13 protein-coding genes and 2 tRNA genes are annotated in these 18,684 nt (G+C 40.5%); 7 read left to right on the top strand and 8 right to left on the bottom strand.

Going from position 1 to position 18,684, the window contains the following annotated elements; translation table 11 throughout:
• The first annotated feature begins 33 nt into the window (after nucleotides 1-33).
• Nucleotides 34-1,188 (top strand): radical SAM family heme chaperone HemW, encoded by a 1,155-nt coding sequence (hemW, locus tag WBW42_RS01090; RefSeq protein WP_032056267.1) that lies wholly within the window; start codon nucleotides 34-36, stop codon nucleotides 1,186-1,188.
• Between the two features lie 46 nt (nucleotides 1,189-1,234).
• Here the strand turns inward: hemW and WBW42_RS01085 are convergent, their stop codons facing one another.
• Nucleotides 1,235-1,990 (bottom strand): SDR family oxidoreductase, encoded by a 756-nt coding sequence (locus WBW42_RS01085; RefSeq protein ID WP_032056266.1) that lies wholly within the window; start codon nucleotides 1,988-1,990, stop codon nucleotides 1,235-1,237.
• A 112-nt stretch (nucleotides 1,991-2,102) separates the two neighbouring features.
• On the opposite strand from WBW42_RS01085, the gene WBW42_RS01080 reads away from it, so the two are divergent.
• Complete coding sequence (locus WBW42_RS01080; protein WP_032056265.1) at nucleotides 2,103-2,999, top strand: LysR family transcriptional regulator; 897 nt, start codon at nucleotides 2,103-2,105, stop codon at nucleotides 2,997-2,999.
• Between the two features lie 63 nt (nucleotides 3,000-3,062).
• Here WBW42_RS01080 and WBW42_RS01075 read toward each other — a convergent pair.
• The 4 genes from WBW42_RS01075 to WBW42_RS01060 all read right to left on the bottom strand — a co-directional run bounded on the left by WBW42_RS01075 (nucleotide 3,063) and on the right by WBW42_RS01060 (nucleotide 8,777).
• Nucleotides 3,063-3,138: transfer RNA gene (locus WBW42_RS01075), tRNA-Lys, on the bottom strand.
• A 22-nt stretch (nucleotides 3,139-3,160) separates the two neighbouring features.
• Nucleotides 3,161-3,236 (bottom strand) — tRNA-Lys (locus WBW42_RS01070).
• A 184-nt stretch (nucleotides 3,237-3,420) separates the two neighbouring features.
• Nucleotides 3,421-5,262: a long-chain-acyl-CoA synthetase gene (locus WBW42_RS01065; protein WP_032056264.1), complete on the bottom strand. Its 1,842-nt coding sequence runs from the start codon at nucleotides 5,260-5,262 to the stop codon at nucleotides 3,421-3,423.
• Nucleotides 5,263-5,453: 191 nt separating this feature from the next.
• On the bottom strand, nucleotides 5,454-8,777 hold the full coding sequence (locus WBW42_RS01060; protein WP_032056263.1) for an Rne/Rng family ribonuclease: 3,324 nt from the start codon (nucleotides 8,775-8,777) through the stop codon (nucleotides 5,454-5,456).
• Between the two features lie 721 nt (nucleotides 8,778-9,498).
• On the opposite strand from WBW42_RS01060, the gene WBW42_RS01055 reads away from it, so the two are divergent.
• From WBW42_RS01055 to WBW42_RS01040, 4 genes are all read left to right on the top strand, one after another.
• Entirely contained in the window at nucleotides 9,499-10,431 is a 933-nt protein-coding gene (locus WBW42_RS01055; RefSeq protein WP_002114926.1) for an RluA family pseudouridine synthase, read from the top strand.
• Entirely contained in the window at nucleotides 10,428-11,102 is a 675-nt protein-coding gene (locus WBW42_RS01050) for an HAD-IA family hydrolase (protein ID WP_002115122.1), read from the top strand. The genes WBW42_RS01055 and WBW42_RS01050 overlap by 4 nt, the downstream gene beginning before the upstream one ends.
• A 74-nt stretch (nucleotides 11,103-11,176) precedes the next feature.
• Nucleotides 11,177-11,872, top strand: a complete 696-nt coding sequence (locus WBW42_RS01045) for a helix-turn-helix transcriptional regulator (protein ID WP_002114898.1) — start codon at nucleotides 11,177-11,179, stop codon at nucleotides 11,870-11,872.
• Nucleotides 11,873-11,921: 49 nt separating this feature from the next.
• The gene (locus tag WBW42_RS01040; protein ID WP_032056262.1) at nucleotides 11,922-12,527 is read left to right on the top strand and encodes a glutathione S-transferase family protein; all 606 of its coding nucleotides are present in this window, start codon (nucleotides 11,922-11,924) and stop codon (nucleotides 12,525-12,527) included.
• Nucleotides 12,528-12,585: 58 nt separating this feature from the next.
• On the opposite strand, the gene WBW42_RS01035 is transcribed toward WBW42_RS01040, so the two are convergent.
• Together WBW42_RS01035 and hcaR are read right to left on the bottom strand one after the other, a co-directional pair.
• The gene (locus tag WBW42_RS01035) at nucleotides 12,586-13,263 is read right to left on the bottom strand and encodes a DUF1345 domain-containing protein (RefSeq protein ID WP_032056261.1); all 678 of its coding nucleotides are present in this window, start codon (nucleotides 13,261-13,263) and stop codon (nucleotides 12,586-12,588) included.
• 265 nt (nucleotides 13,264-13,528) lie between these two features.
• Nucleotides 13,529-14,434, bottom strand: coding sequence for a DNA-binding transcriptional regulator HcaR (gene hcaR / locus WBW42_RS01030; RefSeq protein ID WP_005066014.1), 906 nt, complete (start codon nucleotides 14,432-14,434; stop codon nucleotides 13,529-13,531).
• A gap of 654 nt (nucleotides 14,435-15,088) precedes the next feature.
• On the opposite strand from hcaR, the gene WBW42_RS01025 reads away from it, so the two are divergent.
• The gene (locus tag WBW42_RS01025; RefSeq protein ID WP_005066015.1) at nucleotides 15,089-16,141 is read left to right on the top strand and encodes an MBL fold metallo-hydrolase; all 1,053 of its coding nucleotides are present in this window, start codon (nucleotides 15,089-15,091) and stop codon (nucleotides 16,139-16,141) included.
• A 66-nt stretch (nucleotides 16,142-16,207) separates the two neighbouring features.
• Here WBW42_RS01025 and katG read toward each other — a convergent pair whose 3' ends face one another.
• Entirely contained in the window at nucleotides 16,208-18,364 is a 2,157-nt protein-coding gene (katG, locus tag WBW42_RS01020; RefSeq protein WP_032056260.1) for a catalase/peroxidase HPI, read from the bottom strand.
• Nucleotides 18,365-18,684 lie beyond the last annotated feature (320 nt).

Here is an 18,684-nt window from a genome sequence, read left to right as displayed (position 1 = left end):
AAATAGAAATATTGTGTAAATTGGACCTGCTCCTTGGCCGTATTAAACCCTGCTTCTGTTCCTTTATCTTTATATATCCATATGCCTTGGTGCGTGCGTAAGTGTCCATATTGTGACTTTAACTCGCATGCCGTACCAGATGGAGCGCTTTCGGCAGAACTCGAGCAAACCTATTTAAAAGCATTGGTGGCCGACTTTGAAACTCAAGTTGAGATGGCTCAGGGACGTTCAATTCATAGTGTATTTATTGGTGGTGGAACGCCTTCACTTATTTCTGCTAAAGGCTATGCGTGGCTGTTTGAACAGCTTAAGTCATTGCTCAAATTTGAAGATGGCTGTGAAATCACCCTAGAGGCAAATCCTGGAACACTAGAACATGACCCGTTTGCAGGCTATTTAGACGCAGGTATTAACCGTTTATCGATTGGTGTGCAGACTTTTAATACAGAGCACTTGCAAAAACTGGGGCGTATTCATTCAGCCAACAATGCTATGGATGCAATTGAGCAGGGACGACAAGCAGGCTTTAAGCGAGTTAATGTCGATTTAATGCATGGCCTACCTGAGCAAACGCTAGAGCAAGCACTTTATGATTTAAAGGTCGCTGTAGAGCATGGCGCGACACATATCAGTTGGTATCAACTTACTATTGAGCCAAATACCGTATTTTTCCGAACACAGCCTGTTTTACCTCAAGATGAAGTGCTAGAAGACATTCAAGAGCAGGGTGAGGCTTATTTAAGAGCAAATGGTTTTATAAACTATGAAGTATCGGCTTGGCGTAAAGAGCAGCCTTCAGCTCATAATTTAAATTATTGGGAATTTGGTGATTACCTTGCGATTGGTGCAGGGGCACATGGCAAAGTCACACAACCAGATGGTGTGTACCGTTTCCAAAAAACTCGCTTACCGAAAGACTATTTGGCTAAGGTTCCAGCCGAACATTTGCAAATGAAAAAGATTGAAGCAGAAGAGCTACCTTTTGAGTTCATGATGAATGCTTTACGTCTAAATGATGGCGTAAAAGCTGAGTTATATGAGCAGCGCACAGGTTTAAGCCTAGATCACTTAAATGAAGTACTCACTTCACTACGAGCTAGAAAGCTATTGGTGGATGATCATTGTCGTTTGGCTTGTACTGAGCAGGGGCATATTTTCTTAAATTCGGTACTAGAAGAGTTCTTGTAAAGAAACAAATTAAAAAGCCGCACATTGAGATGCGGCTTTTTTGATTTTAGCGAGTGGTATAACCGCCATTTGCAAAAATTGTTTGACCTGTAATCCACCAACCTTCGGTTACCAGAAAGCGAACTAAAGGTTCAATATCTTCAATTTTGGTGAGTCCACCTAAAGCTGAAGCTGATTTGTGGTAAGCCACTGCTTCGGCAGATTCCTGACCATAAAAGAAAGGTGTATCCATTGGGCCTGGTGCAACCGCAGTCACGGAAATCTGGCGATCACCAAATTCTTTTGATGCAGCACGTGTGTAATGCTCAACAGGTGCTTTTAAACCTTCATAGGTTGAATAGAGTCCAGTGTAGGCTGCAAGAAGAGAAGTCACGATTGAACAAATCTTGCCGCCGTCATTTAAATGACGACCTGCCGATTGAATAAAGAAATAGGCAATTTTTGAGTTGATATCGCTCATGCTATCAAACTCTTGTTCTGTGGTATCTAAAAAAGATTTCTTTAAAACCTTTCCAACTGTATTAATGGCAATATCAATTCCGCCAAAATGCTGCTTAGTGTCTAAGAATAGCTTTTCGATATTATCAATATCCGTTAGGTCTGCCTGAATTAAAACGGCATCTATACCGAATGCTCTTACATCTGCGAGCGTTTGTTCGGCATCTGCTTGAGTTTCAGCGCTATTGTAGTGAATTGCAATTTTTGCGCCTTGTTCTGCAAACCTGCGGCTAATCAGTCCACCTAAGTTTTTTGCGCCGCCTGTAATCAATACAACTTTATCTTTCAGAGTATGAGTTGCCATGATGGTTGTTCCTATGATGACTTGTTTTAATGTGTTTTTAGTCTAGATTGGCGGTAATTTTTGATCAATTATGCTAGTTTGGTTTAACTATTCAGAAAATACGAACAATTAAATGGATCGGTTGCAGCAATTTTTTATTTTTACAGAAGTCGCTAAACGACAAAGCTTTAGTGAAGTGGCGAATCAGCTTGATTTGCCTCGTTCGACAGTGACGAGCGCAATTCAACAGCTAGAAACTCACTATGGAGTACGCTTATTTCATCGTACTACGCGTAAAGTAAGCCTTACCCAAGATGGACAACGAATATTACCTGAGTGTCAAAATCTATTATTTGATTATGAACAGCTCGAACAGCTTATACAGGCACAAAAGCAGCATTACCGTGGCACGCTAAAAATTTCAATGCCCAGCCGAATCGTACACCAAGTGATTATTCCTGAACTTCCCGATTTTTATAAATGCTATCCAGATATCCATTTACAACTTCATAGCTCTGATGACATCACTGACTTAATCGAGAAAGGAATCGATTGTGTTGTTCGGGTGGGGCAGCTAGATAATAGTAGTTTAATTGCGAAGTTCGTTGGTAATTTGATTATGGTGAACTGTGCAAGTGCTGACTATTTAGAACAGTACGGTATTCCTGAACAATTAGAAGATCTATCTCAACACAAACTCATTAACTATGCGGGAGCAGTAGGAGAAAAACAGGGCGTATTTTTATATCAAGATGGAACTGTGATGATGGATAGTGCTTTAAGCGTAAATAATACGGAAGCCTATATTGCAGCGGCTATTGCAGGTTTGGGAATTATTCAACTTCCATACTACGATGTTCAGGATAAAATCGAGCAGGGAACCTTAGTTGAAGTACTAAGTGCCTATACTGCTCAATCACTTCCACTTAATATTTTATATCCGAATAGAAGTTATATTCCTAAACGTTTGGAAATCTTTATGGAATGGGCTAGGGATATTCTATATAAGAAGTGCATCGTCATCTTTTAGTCATAAAACTAAAATACATTAACAATAAAAAAAGCCTCTCGAACTGAGAGGCTTTTTAGAATTTGGTGGGTCGTCCGCGACTCGAACGCGGGACCAACGGATTAAAAGTCCGCTGCTCTACCAACTGAGCTAACGACCCAAATAGGTTCAAAACAGATAAGTGGTGGGTCGTCCGCGACTCGAACGCGGGACCAACGGATTAAAAGTCCGCTGCTCTACCAACTGAGCTAACGACCCTGAACAAACATTCAAATATCATTTGAATGTGAAGTGCAAGATAACTAAAAGTTTTCTAACACCACCTTTGTTTTGATGTCGCGTATTTTAGCAAGTTATTCAACTAACACAAGAGGAAATTTAAAAACATTTGCATGATTGCCTATAAAAAGCACGATTTCCTCTTGTTTAGCTAAAAAATGAACTAAAAACGGTATTTATATGCCTGAATGTTGTCAAAAATTTCAGTTGTGATGTCACAGTAACTGCTTGCACCAGGCAATAAAGCGAGTAAACGTTCAGAAGTTTTGCTTGGATTAAACGCATCTTCCTTCAATTTATTCTTTTGGTACTTAAAAGTACCTGTAGTTTCAACTTTAGCTTGTATACGTAAAAACACTGGTACCGCATAAGCAGGTAAGCATTTTTTAAATACAGTCACCATTTCTGTTAAGTCAGTGTCATTTAATTCAGCACCATCAGCAAGCGTGATTGCTGCCATACCTGCACGACCATTGGTATTTGGAATTTCTACACCATAAACCACAGCTTCAGCGATTTTGTCATATTCACACACCATGTTTTCAACTTCGGTGGTAGATACATTTTCGCCTTTCCAGCGGAAGGTATCACCTAAGCGGTCAACAAACTGAGCGTGACGGAAACCAATATTACGAACAAGATCACCTGTGTTGAAATATGAGTCACCTTTTTTAAAGACATCTTGCATAATCACAGATTTGTTCTTTTCTGGGTCAGTATAGCCATCAAATGGAGAGCGACTGGTAATTTTACCTACCAATAAACCGACTTCACCTGCTTTAACTTTTTTGCACCAGCCATTTTTATCGCGTACAGGCTCATTCTTTTCTTTATCAAATTGAATGACTGCATACGGCATAGGGGAGAAGCCCACCGTATTATCAAAGTTGAAAATATTACTAAAGCCGACATTGCCTTCACTTGAAGCATAAAGCTCTAGAACTTCTTCAACACCAAAACGCTGTTTGAATTTATCCCAGATGTTTGGACGCATGCCGTTACCAATCATTTTGGTTACACGGTGAGCACGGTCAAGCTCTGTAGTTGGAGCATCCATCAAGTAACGGCAAAGTTCACCTACATAACCGATTGCAGACGCATTAAACTTCTGAACATCTTTCCAGAAAGCACTGGTTGAATATTTACGTCGAATGGCAAGCGTAGAGCTTCCTGCAATCACACCACACCAGCACACCACCACACCTGTTGCATGGTACAGCGGCAAAGTGACATACATCACATCATCTGGGCCAAGGTTTAAAATGTGGCCGTAAGTGCCATAGGCAAGTGTCCAGCGGCTATGTTTAAAAATAACTGCTTTTGGTAAGCCTGTTGTACCCGAAGTATAAATATAAAACAGACCATCATTTCCATGAACAGAATGTGTGGTTGATGGATTGAATTTCGGGAATTGATCAATTTCTATTGCAAGATTGGCATAACCTTGAGGTGCTGTTCCTGCATCTTGACGAGTAGCCTGATCTGCAAACCAGTGGAAACGGTCTTTAGGAACGTTTAAGTCTTGACGAATTTCATCGATTGCAGCACGGACCTCTTCGCCCGCAATGACTGCAATTGGTTTTACAAGATTGATACTATGAGCGAGAACTTTACCGACTTGCGATGTATTTACAAGCGCAATCGTTACCCCAATTTTAGCTAAGCCCACAATAGTGGCAATAAGCTCAGAACGGTTCTCAACCATTACGGCAATCACATCGCCTTTACGTGCGCCGAGAGATAAATAATAGTGAGAAATCTGGTTAGCCCATTCATTTAAAGCTTCATATGAGTAACTTTGATCTTCAAATAATAAAGCAATACCTTTCGGATTTCGCTTAACAGCTTTCTCAAAAGCTACACCTAATCCAGTTGGTGTATTTGCTGTTCTTAAATAAGCCTGTTTAAGACCATTCAGGATATGGGGTACTTTGGGAATAAAGCTAGGAAGTCTAGTGGCAACATCCCCAAGCGTAATGATATCGGTCTGTGTTGTCTGGCTCATATCAATCCTATTTATTTTTCGATCAATCCAAAAAAGGTTGCGTTGGCAAAAGTACAGTATTTTTCATGGTTCACCATGCTTTTAAAACTTTTCTTCTAGTGCAATCAACCTAATTGGTTAAAAATAACAAAAAAAACCTAGTCATCGAAATGACTAGGTTTGTTTAAATTAGCTGCAATTGAGCAAATGATTTACTCAGCTACAGGATTTGCTTTCTTTGGTGGACGGCCACGAGGGCGACGAGGACGACTTGGTTTGTCCTTATCAGCTTTAGAATCTTCTGATTCACTCTCGGCAGGAGCTTCAGTTGGCTCTACAGCTTGTTCTGTAGTTGCTTTGGCTTTTGCAGCTGCTTTTGGCTGTTTCGCAACCGGAGCTTCTACTACAGTTGTCGCTGGTGTCTCTTCTACATTAGCTGCTACTTCAGTTTCCTGATTAAGCTCAAGCGGTTGTTGTTTTGATTCAACAGGTGCTTGTGTTTCAGCAGTAGGAGCAATAACGGTTTCTTCTACAGTCATCGCTACAGGGGCAGCTTCTTCTGGTGCAGAATGTTGTTGTTTAACTTGCTCAAAAGCTTGTTCAGCAGCAAGTTTCGCTAAACGACGGCGTTCACGCGGATCATTAGCAACACGTGGTGTAGCTTCTTTTGGTGGCGTCAACGGAAGTACTGGCGCAGGTTCTGCTTCTTGTGAAGGCTTATTGCTTGGAAGCTCGGCATCACGAGTAACAGGCTTTTTGTCTTCAGCTTCAGCTGCGACTTCAGTCACTAGAGTACTTGCGTATTGCTCTGCAAATTTCTGCAATGCACGATTGAATGTTGGAACTAAACCAAACTGTTCAATCAATACTGTGCAGTCTTCACCGTAAACATGACGGATCAAGCTACCAATTGTATATTGCGCCAACGTTGGAATTTGCGATGGGGCAATTGATGGTGTAACAGCTTTAGCTCGTTTTGCGTTGCGTTGTTCACGGCGACGCATACGAGGATCATTGCTCGCACGTTGAATTTGCGGTTGAGTTTTCTCAGCCTTTGGTTGAGGAGCTTCTGCTTCAGCAGTTACCGTCTCTTCCAGTGCCACAACTGGTGCTGGAGCTGGTTCTTGAGTAGCTTCAACAACAGGTGCTTTTTCAGTACGTTCAACAGGTTGCTCAGGCGTTAAAGCAATAATTTCGCTTTGTGCTTGATCAACATTGATGACTAAGGCTGTATTCATGACTTCATGCTGTGGAGCATCAATCAAATCAACCTTAACTTGTTTTTCATCAACAACTGCAGGTGCTGGCGTATTTTGATTTTCATTTAATACGCTTGGATCGCGGTGGCGATTCGGGCGGTTTGGACGTTGTTGATTATTACGGTCACGACGCGGTACTGCATGTTCAGCTTGTTGCCCATCATTTTGATGTTGTGCATGCGGCTGGTCTTGCTGTTGACGCTTTTGTTGACGTTTTAATTCACGTTGCTCTTGGCGTGATAACTGTACAACCTCTTCATGAACCTGTTGTTGCTGTGGTTCTTGATTGTGGTGGTGCTGATGTTGTTCACGTTGCTCTTTGTGCTTACGTTTTTTGTTGTTTGGACGTTGCTGTTGTACTTTATCGTCTTTTTCAACATTCTCACGTGCTTCCTGCTTAACAGGAGATTGAGAAATATAAGCATTGTTAGATGGAGTAGAAGTAACTTCAGCAACAGCTGGTGCTACGACTTGTCCAAACTGCCCACGGCTAACAGCGCCTGTATTCACCATTTGTTCAATTGCGGCAGCAGCATTTTGTGCTGAGCGAGATTGATCAACTGTTTGAGCTTGTTTTTGAACAAAAAGGTTTTCTAACCATGCACATGGGCTTGCTGCTTTTTGAGTGCTTGCCTGAGCAGCAGGTTGAGCCGCTTGATTTACTTTCTTTTGGTTAGCTGCGTTATTGGCAGCAGGGGCTGCATGAGTATGGCCATGATCAGCTTCTTCTAAATGCCATTCAGAAGATTCATAACCTAACTCTTTTTCACTTGAACGAGTTGCTTCAGTACGTTCGTAGCTAGATGGGGCAAATCCATCTGGATTGTACTGAATTTCGTAGTGAGGTGTTTCTAAGTGCGGGTGAGGCAAAACAGTCACACGCACACTAGAAGTTTGTTCTAAATAAACAAGACTATGACGTTTTTCATTGAGCAAGAATGCTGCAATTTCAACAGGTACTTCTACTTGTACTTCACCATGACGTTCACGAAGCGCGATCTCTTCTACTTTACGCATAATAGAAAGCGAAAGTGAGCGTAAGTCACGAACCATGCCTGTACCATGACAGCGTGGGCACACATAACCTGTTGCTTCTTCAAGAGATGGACGTAAGCGTTGACGGCTCATTTCCATTAAGCCAAAACGAGAAAGTTGGCCAAACTGAATACGTGCGCGATCGCTTTGAGTTGCTTCACGAAGTTTTGCTTCAACCATGCGTTGGTTGCGCTCTTTAGTCATATCGATGAAGTCGATTACAACTAAACCACCAATGTCACGAAGACGAAGTTGGCGAGCAATTTCTTCTGCCGCTTCTAAGTTAGTATTCAGCGCAGTTTCTTCAACGTCATGTCCACGAGTCGATTTCGCAGAGTTAATGTCGATTGAAACTAAAGCTTCGGTCTGGTCAATCACGATTGAACCGCCAGAAGGAAGTTTTACTTCACGTTCATAAGCAGTTTGAATTTGGCTTTCAATGCCAAAATGAGCAAACAATGGCTCGTTTAAAGTATAAGTTTTGAGTTTGTCTAATTGACGTGGCATCACTGCTTTAACAAAGTTATAAGCTTCGTTATAAGCCTGTTCGCTATCAATTAAAATTTCTGCAACATCATCACGTAAATAATCGCGGATAGCACGAGTAACAACACCAGCTTCTTGATGAACCAGCATTGGAGAAGGACCAGAGCTCGCTGTGCCTTGGATTTGTGCCCAAAGGTCAAGCAAATGCTGTAAGTCCAACTGTAATTCTTCTTGGGTACGGCCAATACCAGCGGTACGTACAATAACGCTCATACCACGTGGTAAATTTAAAGAAGCTAAAATTTCTTTTAATTCTTCACGTACAGAACCTGAAATTTGACGACTAATACCGCCACCTTTCGGGTTGTTTGGCATAAGAACCAAATAACGTCCTGCAAGTGAAATAAAGGTAGAAAGAGCTGCACCTTTATTGCCACGTTCTTCTTTTTCGACTTGAACAAGTAATTCAGTACCTTCAGTGATAAGTTCACGAATGTTTGAAGTTTGTCGTGGGTCTGCTTGGAAATAACTGTTAGCAATTTCGCGCATAGACAAGAAGCCTTGACGGCCTGCGCCGTATTCAACAAAAACAGCTTCTAAAGATGGTTCTACGCGGGTTACATGGCCTTTATAGATATTGGATTTTTTCTGTTCTCGGGTACGATTCTCTAAATCAAAATCGTAAAGACGATTACCAGTGATAAGTGCAACGCGGACTTCTTCTGCGTGAGTTGCATTAATCAACATACGTTTCATGGGTGTGACACCTAATAGTGACCCACACAAACATATCGCACAAACTTAAAGGTTCTGAACGAACATCGAACATGACGGATCATTTCCCAGATCTCAAAATATTTGTGGTCTGAGTCATCTGTTACCGGCTACATTTAGCCTTAGCTTCGATTCTCGTCTGTGATGTAGGCAATACTGCTTCAACCTTTAAATCGGACTTCCTTAGTGCTTCACTGGCGGGTGAGCGGTGCATTGGTTAATGACTTTCACTGTCATTGGGCGCGAAGTGACTTCTTTTTGGAAGTTTGATACGGAATGCTCATCGTATCGGTGCTTTCGGCAGTTCCAATGCATCAACGCTTTAGCCTGAAGGCAACATTAAGGAGCGATTTGTCTGATGTGTATCAGTTTACGTTCCATAACCAACTAGAGTTGGTAACATATTTTTTTGAACAAACTGAATTAAACGCAACAGTTTGTCATTTTGCCGATATAATAAGCCTTCGGCGTCGGCATAATTCTTTAGGACCAATCCGAGCTGGTGATGAAAGCATCATTTTGATTGAGGTTTCAATCAGGGAAATTCCCTATTAGATGTTCACTTACGGCGGTATCCGTGCGCTGACTATATCAAACCTTGCAGCATCTGCCTATGGGCTAAGCTTAGATTTCTTGTGAAAAAACTAAGCTAATCGGTCATTTATTAATCAAATTTAGCAAAATTTCAGGTTTAAATATTAGTATGAATTCTACACAGCAATGGCAAAGTGTCACTTGGTTTGAGGTGGATGAACATCAAGCAGGACAGCGAATTGATAATTTCCTGTTTTCGCGTTTAAAGGGTGTACCTAAGAGTCGTATTTATCGTTTGATTCGTGAAGGTCAGGTTCGAGTAAACAAAAAACGTATTAAAGCTGAGACCAAATTAGAGATTGGAGATCAGATTCGTGTTGCACCTATTCGCTATGAACAAAAGGATGAAACCGCTGCTCCTGTGAGTGATAGTGTAGCACAGAGCCTACTCAGCCGTGTGGTTTATGAAGATGAAGGCCTGTTAGTCATAAATAAACCATCAGGTATTGCTGTACATGGTGGTAGTGGTGTGGCGTATGGTTTGATTGAGGCTTTACGCGCAGCGACAGGTAAAAAATATTTAGAACTAATTCACCGCATCGACCGTGACACCTCTGGGCTGGTCATGATTAGCAAGAAACGTAGTACTTTAAAGCTGCTACAAGATATGTTGCGTGAGCACAAAATTCGTAAGACTTATGCGGCAATTGTAAAAGGTCAGGTGAGTCTCGATAAACAACTCATTGATGCTCCTCTATTTCGTTACGAGTTAGCCAATGGCGAGCGTCGTGTACGTGTGTCCAAAGAAGGTAAGCCAAGTAAAACCGAATGGGTTGTTGCAGAGCGTTTTAAAAATGCCACTTTGGTTCATGCATCGCCGTTATCAGGTCGTACCCATCAAATTCGTGTCCATGGCTTAAGTATTGGACATCCGTTGTTGGGTGATGATAAATATGGACACACCACTGAGTACTCAGGTCCGCAGGCACGACGTTTATGTTTACACGCGATGCGTTTAGATATTCCGGGTTATCCACCGATTGAAGCGCCGTTACCAGAAGACATGACCCAGTTATTAAAGGCTTTGAGAGTAGCAAAATGAGTCTGAAAACCGAATTAGTTATTTTTGACTGGGATGGAACTTTATATAACTCTGTTGGCCAGATTGTTGCCAGCTTACAACATGCAGCAGAGCAACATGAACTGCCTCTAAGCGATGAAGCCGCAAAAAGTATTATCGGTTTAGGCTTGCCTGAGGTGATGCAGACCTTATTTCCAGAAGCGCCAGAATTGCATGACTCGATCTTAAAGGTATATGGTGATCACTATATCGCGAACTCGACTAGTGATGCATGGTTTGAGGGTATTTCTGAACTACTCCATGATTTAAAAGCCCAAGGTTTAAAACTTGCTGTAGCGACAGGTAAGAACCGCCGTGGGTTAGACCGTGTAATCGCAAAAACACAAAGTACTCATCTTTTTGATGTGACTCGGGCAGCCAACGAAACACGTTCAAAACCAGATCCGCTCATGCTGCAAGAAATTTTAACAGTCACTGGAGTGAGTGTTGAGCAAGCAGTCATGATTGGTGACAGCAGCTATGATCTTGAGATGGCACAGCGTTTAGGGATGCCGCGTATCGGAGTAGGCTATGGCGTACATTCGGTTGAAGTTCTGCAAAAGTTTCAACCTTTAACGATTGCTAAAGATGTACAAGAGCTTCACAGCTTTTTGAGAGGGTATACTCAGTTACCTACTGTAGATGTCGCTTAAATTGAAATAGTATTAAAGAGGGAATACGTTCCCTCTTTTTTTAAGCTGAATAACAAAACAATAAGAAGAGAAAAATGAGCCGTTCAATTCGTCTATTAAATCTTTTACAACAGCTCCGTGAAGCCCGTTACCCAATCACAGCACAAGTCTTGGCTGAAAGCTTAAACATTAGTGTTCGAAGTGTCTATCGAGATATTGATAGCTTACGTGAGCAAGGTGTAAGAATTGATGCCTCAGCAGGCTTGGGTTTTCAGCTTAAAGAAGACATCTTATTACCACCAGTTACTTTTAATGAGAATGAAGCCGAAGCTCTATTTTTAGCTTTAGAGTGGTTGAAAGACGTTCCAGATCAGGCAATGAAATCGGCAGCCGTTTCAATCTATTCTAAACTTTATGCAGTTCTACCTGAGCACCGGAAATATTTGATCGATGACATGACGCTAGGCGTTACACATTACTGGCATCCGGTTGATGAAGCTTTAGTAGAACAAGTACGTTTAGCGATTCGTAAACAAGTAAAAATAAAAGTCGATTATTGCGATGAGCAAAAACGGTTAAGTGAACGTTCACTTTGGCCTTTTGCTTTAGGGTATTTACATGACAAAGTTGTACTTGCTGCTTGGTGTGAATTACGGCAGGCATTTCGCCATTTTCGGATAGATCGTATCCATGACTTGCAAATGAGTGAGGAAATATATCCTGAATTTAAAAAACATCTGTTTCAAAGATGGTGGAAACAAGAAATGCAAAGGACTACTGACAAAAACTGACAAAAGTTATTTGTAAACTAGGAACTACGATAAACAAGGAGCAATAAGAATGAGCCTTAAACTTTATACTAACAAAGAGTCACGTGGTGTAGTTATTGACTGGCTTTTGGTCGAGTTAGGTGTTGAATGTGAACGAATTGAAGTCGCATATAAGACCGAGATGAAATCGCCTGAATATCTAAAACTTAATCCTTTTGGAAAAGTGCCGGTATTGGTAGATGGCGATGTCGTGATTTATGAGTTGGGTGCAATCTGTGCTTATTTGGCTGATAAGTTTAGTGATAAAGGTTTGGCTCCTGCTTTAGATGATCCGAAACGTGGTTTGTACTATCGTTGGTTATTTGTGATGGCGGGCCCTTGGGAAGCTGCGGGTGTTGATAAAGCTTTAGGAATAGAAATATCACCTGAGCAAAAAATGTTTGTTGGCTATGGCGATTACAACGATGCTTATCAAGCTTTAGTTCAAGGATTGAGTGAAGCGAATCCGTATGTATGTGGTGAGCAATTTACCGCAGCAGATGTAAGTGTGGGAGCAATGCTTTTATGGCAGTTAAAAATGAATGCGATTGAATCACATCCTGCTATTACCCGTTATGTTGAAACGATCAAACAGCGTGAAGGCTTAAAACAAAGTACTATGGGGCAACTGCTGTAAACCTAATATTCTTAAAAGTCACCCAAAGGGGTGGCTTTTTTGTTTTCAAATAAAGGTTTTAATTGGTAAGAAAGCCAGCAGCAACGTTAATACAAATCGCTAAAATGGTGGTATTAAATCCAAAAGACAACACAGCGTGAAATAAGTTTAAAAGACGCATATGCTTGGTGGTAATTGACACGTCCGCAGTTTGAGCAGAAGTACCAATAATATAACTAAAATATAGAAAATCAGGATAAGTTGGCTGTTTTGTACCAGGGAAATCTAACCCTCCATTTTCCTCATTTCTAGATAAAGCCATATAAAAATCATGGGCATAATGTAGAGCAAAAACGGTATGCATAAAAAGCCATGCAGACACAATGGTGAGTAAAGCTAAAGCCACATGACCTAACTTCGCAGAACTGTCGGAAGGGAGTTGTGACAGTTGAATTAGAATAGCAACCAAACACATGATTAATGCTAATAAAACAATCAGCATAATGACCCATTTGCTTTCATCTTGTTTTTTAGCTTGCTGTTGCATTTGTGAATGGTCGGCACTTTTCATGAGTTCCCAAACATGTAGTAAATATATGCTAACGGAAGCATTCCAGCTGACTAATAAAATAGTTGACCACTTCCATGATGTTAACCATGTCAAAATACCGGCTGTGACAATACCTATGAATAAAGCAATAAAGAAATGTGGGCGGTTTTGTACACTACGTCCTAGATGTTGAAATACGCCAACCATTTTCCTAGTCTCCTTTATTACACGGGAAATATATTATTTTTTATTAAATGGTGAAAATAATATATGGTTTTATATAGATTTTATTTCAATTCTTTTCATTTATATTCATGAGATATTTAATTTTACCTATTAGGTAAAATAGGACATTACCGTGGATTAAACTGTTTATAAAAAGTATAAAATAAATAAAAGGAATATTTATTTATACTTTTTATAAAGATGATCTTATTAATCATGCGCTTAATAATAAAATTATTCGTAATAATTAAGCGTGGTTTAAGTTTTTATCTAAATGAAATACTTTAGTGAGCTGGTCAATGAATTTTTGAACGCCTAAAGACTGTGAGTTTTTACGATAGTTTACGAATAAATCAAGCGTTGGTAAGTCGACATCAAGTGGACGAACTATCGTGTTTTTGATGCCTAAAGGCGCAACATAGGCAGGTAAAATTGTACAGCCTAATCCAGAACCAAGAGAGTTAATGTTGAACAATATGCTATCTGCTTTTTGAACAATATTCAGTTCGATGTTATGAGTTTTAGCGAAATCTAAAATGGTGTTATGTAAGGTTTGTGATTGTTCGGCTGCCGGAATGATAAAGTCAATACCTTGTAAAGCATGGACTGGGATTCGATCATATTGAGCAAGTGGATGATTTTTAGGAAGTAAGAAAATCAGGGGTTCAGTTAAAACAAATTGGCTTTGTATTTCATCACTATCTGTATTTTCACGGGTAAACGTAATGTCCAGCTCTCCTTTTTTTAAGGCTTTAAGCTGTTCAGTATTGTTTAAATTAGATAGTTCAATAGTAAGGTCGGGGTGTTGTAGTCGAAGATTAGGAAGTACATAAGGGAAAATTTTCATTTCTGCGATGGGAACGAAACCGATACGTAACAATTGCTGTTTAGCCTTAGAAACTTGTCGTGCCATAGCGACCGCTTTTTCAGCCTGAGCGAGGGTGAGTCGAGCATGTTCTAAAAATACTTCGCCTTCTTCTGTTAACTCAACTTTGCGTTTTGTGCGGTTTAAAAGTCGTACACCAACGTCTTCTTCTAAATCTTTAATTTGTTGGCTAAGAGAGGGCTGTGCAGTAAAAAGTTTAAGAGCGGCTTTACTAAAATTTAATTCTTCAGCAACGGTAATGAAATATCGGAGATGGCGTAGTTCCATAAGACTAATCCAAAAAATGTCTTACTATGATTTAAGTGAAGTATAAAGCATAAATAGATATAGCGTGAAGGTGATTTAGGTATTTATAAAATAAATGGAATTTTAATTTTCATTAAAGATTTAATATGGGAATATAAGCTCAAATAATTCATAAAATATATTAATAATTAAATAATAAATACATTATTTTTAATTAATCAAAGAATTTTTTAAAGGATTTAAATATTCATTTAAGAAATTCTCATATTATGCAAAAACTAGAATAATAAAATAAATTTATAACCTAGAGGTCACTAAGATCTACCCAAATGTAATTGTTACTAAATATATTGTTTTCATTGCACAGAAGAATCTTAAGTTAAAAATTACGGGCGACAAAGATGAAATAGACAGGTTCTATGGCGGCTTTTCGTCATCTTCTAATTGTTATGTTATACAAGAAGTCTTAGTAAGAATGGTAATTACTGACGCATAAACTCAACACATCTAAGTGCTTTTTATGGCACTCTAATTTAACTTAGGTTGGCTATGACCACGATAAAATGGATATTTATATGATAAATAAGTGTAAGTGCCATAGCTTAATTTGTTTTAATCGTTAAGATAGAAACCTGATCACATCCATTCTGCTGATGCTAAAACATAGAAAAGCCCATGAAAGACAAGCCGACATTAACATATCAATTGCCGACTCAGTCCTGTTGGACGCATACATGGATAAAACCTCCTTTTTGTCATCCCGAGTCTGGGCATGAAACGGATACACGTTTTTATAATCAACAGCCTAAGTCACCTGCTCGTGGCTCAAAAGAGTTATTGCGTTGGTTAGTTACGCGTGAGTCTTTTACATGGAAAGTGGATATTCAAAATGAATATGAAACTCGTGTAAATACGGCTGTAGCTTTGCCGCAAAATCGACCTCAGGCAGATCTGGATGATTGGCAAGTCTGGTTCGTTGGGCATGCAACGGTATTGGTTCAGATTGGTCCTTATAACTTTATTACCGACCCAGTGTGGTGTGATTATGCAAGTCCTTCACAAGGGCGTGGCCCACGCCGTGTATGCCCAGCAGGTTTTGCACTAGAACAATTACCGACGATTCATGGAGTTTTGCTCAGTCATAATCATTATGACCATATGGACTTGGCAACACTTGAATGGCTACATAAAAAATTCGCAATGCCAATTTACACTGGACTCGGGAATGGTTTTTATCTACCTAAAGAGTTCCATGTCATTGAGATGGATTGGTGGCAAGAAATTCCTTATCACGAATTAAGAATAATCTATACACCTGCACAGCATGGTTCAGGTCGTGGTTTGCGCGACCAGAATAAGGCACTTTGGGGCGGCTTTTCGGTCGTGGCTAAAACAGGTCATTGTTTCTTTGCGGGTGATACCGGTTATGCGGGTCATTTTAAGCAAATACATGCTCGTTATGGCGCACCACGAGTTGCCTTACTTCCAATAGGTGCGTATGAGCCACGTGAATTGATGAGCTATGTTCATATGAACCCGCAAGATGCGCTACATGCGCACTTTGATTTACAGGCTCATCGTTCTATTGCGATTCACTATCGAACTTTCCAGTTGACTGATGAAGACCGAGAAGACCCAGAGCATGCTCTAGCGCAGGCAATTAAAGCTTCTTCAAAGCTTGCAAATCCTTTTTATTGCATTCGGGAAGGACACAAACTGACTGTTTAAAAAACGATGCTTGATATTAAAAAAGCCAGCTCAAAGTGAACTGGCTTTTTACTATTTTGACTTAAATTAAGCTAAGTCAAAACGGTCAAGATTCATGACTTTAGTCCATGCAGCAACAAAGTCTTGAACAAATTTTTCTTTACCATCTGCCTGAGCATAAACTTCGGCTAATGCACGTAAGATTGAGTTTGAACCGAAAACTAAATCATTACGTGTTGCGGTAAATTTTACTGCGCCTGTTTTACGATCTTTGCCTTCAAAGACTTCGCTTGTTGAGTCAACAGGTGCCCATGCAGTAGACATGTCGAGTAAATTCGTAAAGAAGTCTGTGCTGAGTACACCAACTTGCTGAGTGAATACACCATGTTGTGAGCCATCCCAGTTGGTGCCCAGTACACGTAAGCCACCAATCAATGCAGTTAACTCTGGTGCAGTCAAAGTCAGTTGTTGTGCTTTATCAATTAATAATGCCTCAGTTGTTGCACTGACACCCTCTTTTTTCCAGTTTCTAAAACCATCGGCAAGGCCGAGCAATAATTGGAAAGATTCGACATCAGTTTGACTTTGTATTGCATCAACACGACCAGGGGCAAATGGAACGCTAATGTTGAAACCTGCCGCTTGAGCAGCTTGTTCTACACCAACATTACCTGCAAGCACGATTAAATCAGCTAATGATAATTGAGTAGAAGCTTTGAGTTCTTCAATTTTAGTTAAAGTCTCAACTGCTTTTTTATTTACGTCCCATTCACGTTGTGGCGATAAAGCAATACGTGCACCATTTGCACCGCCACGCTTGTCTCCACCACGGAACGTGGATGCCGAAGCCCAACCAAGGGAAACTAGCTCACCAGCAGATAATCCTAATGCAACAATTTTTGCTTTTGCATCATCTATGCTAGCAGCAGATGGTATAGCGCTGGCAGCAGGTAATGGGTCTTGCCAGATTAAGTCTTCAGCCGGAACTTCAGGACCTAAATAACGTGCTTTTGGCCCCATATCACGGTGAGTTAATTTGAACCAAGCGCGAGCAAAAGCATTGGCAAATGCTTGTGGATCGTTAAGGAAACGACGAGAGATCTTTTCAAACTCAGGATCAAAACGTAAGGTCAAATCTGTAGTAAGCATTGTTGGCTTACGTTTAACTGATGGGTCGAATGGATCTGGAATGATTGCCTCAGCATCTGCTGCTACCCATTGAATTGCACCAGCAGGTGAGCGCTCTTGTACCCACTCGTATTTGAATAGGTTTTCAAAGAAGTAATTGCTCCATTGTGTTGGTGTTTGTGACCAAATCACTTCTAAACCTGAGGTGATTGCATCTTTACCCACACCAGTGCCAAAACTGTTTGACCAGCCAAAGCCCATTTGTTCAATTGATGCTCCCTCAGGATCAGCCTGAACATGGTCAGCAGAGGCAGCGCCGTGAGTTTTACCTAAAGTATGACCGCCTGCGATTAAGGCAACAATTTCTTCATCATCCATTGCCATATTACCGAAAGTCGCGCGAATAAATGGTGCAGCTGATTTAGGGTCACCGCTGGCTTGTGGGCCTTCAGGGTTTACATAAATTAGACCCATTTCGGTTGCAGCTAGATTGCTGCCTTCCAATGCTTCAGAGTTGCGATGAGCTAACCATTCTTTTTCATCGCCCCAGTTTACATCGTTGTCTGGTTCCCAAACATCTTCACGACCTGCACCAAAACCGAAGGTGCGGAAACCTGAAGATTCAAGTGCGATGTTTCCAGCAAGAATAAATAAATCTGCCCACGATATTTTTTGACCGTATTTTTGTTTAACTGGCCATAATAAGCGGCGTGCTTTATCTAAGCTTGCATTGTCAGGCCAACTATTTAATGGCGCAAAACGTTGTTGACCACGACCAGCACCACCACGACCATCGCCCATGCGATATGTACCGGCAGCATGCCATGCTAATCGAATAAATAAGCCTGTATAATTTCCCCAATCGGCTGGCCACCAATCTTGAGAATCGGTTAATACATTTTTGATATCAGCTTTGAGGGTGTAGTAGTCGAGTTTTTTAAATTCTTGACGGTAATTAAATTCTTTACCGAGTGGATTAGAGCGTTCTGAATGTTGGTTGAGTAGGTCGACGCGTAGTTGTTTTGGCCACCAGTGTAAACTAGGCGTGCCACCACCGACCGTTACCTCTGATTTTGATTTATGGCCTGAAAAAGGGCATTTTGATTCGTCTGACATGGTTATATTCTCTCTGGGTAATAATTATTGAGCTCTTCGTAAAATGTTAGGGCTCATTTTCCTGGACTTCTGGTTTAAAAACTCATGTTTACTAAATAAAGAAATGGGAGAACAAATGGTGAGAGAAACCGTTTAAAAGTCTTTTCACTGAGATGTCGGCCATTATTTTTTATTTAATAATGCATCAGATTCCTTTACTTGTTATTCCTCCAATTTACTGCATGAAGGTTAAAAAACAAGAGGAAAAATAAGATGAAACTTGTAAATAACGATGCATAGAATTACCTCTTCAATTGTTGGAACAACGTAAGATCTTTTAA

The organism is Acinetobacter sp. LT1 (assembly GCF_059800965.1).
This window is presented reverse-complemented; position numbering and strand designations above follow the sequence as displayed.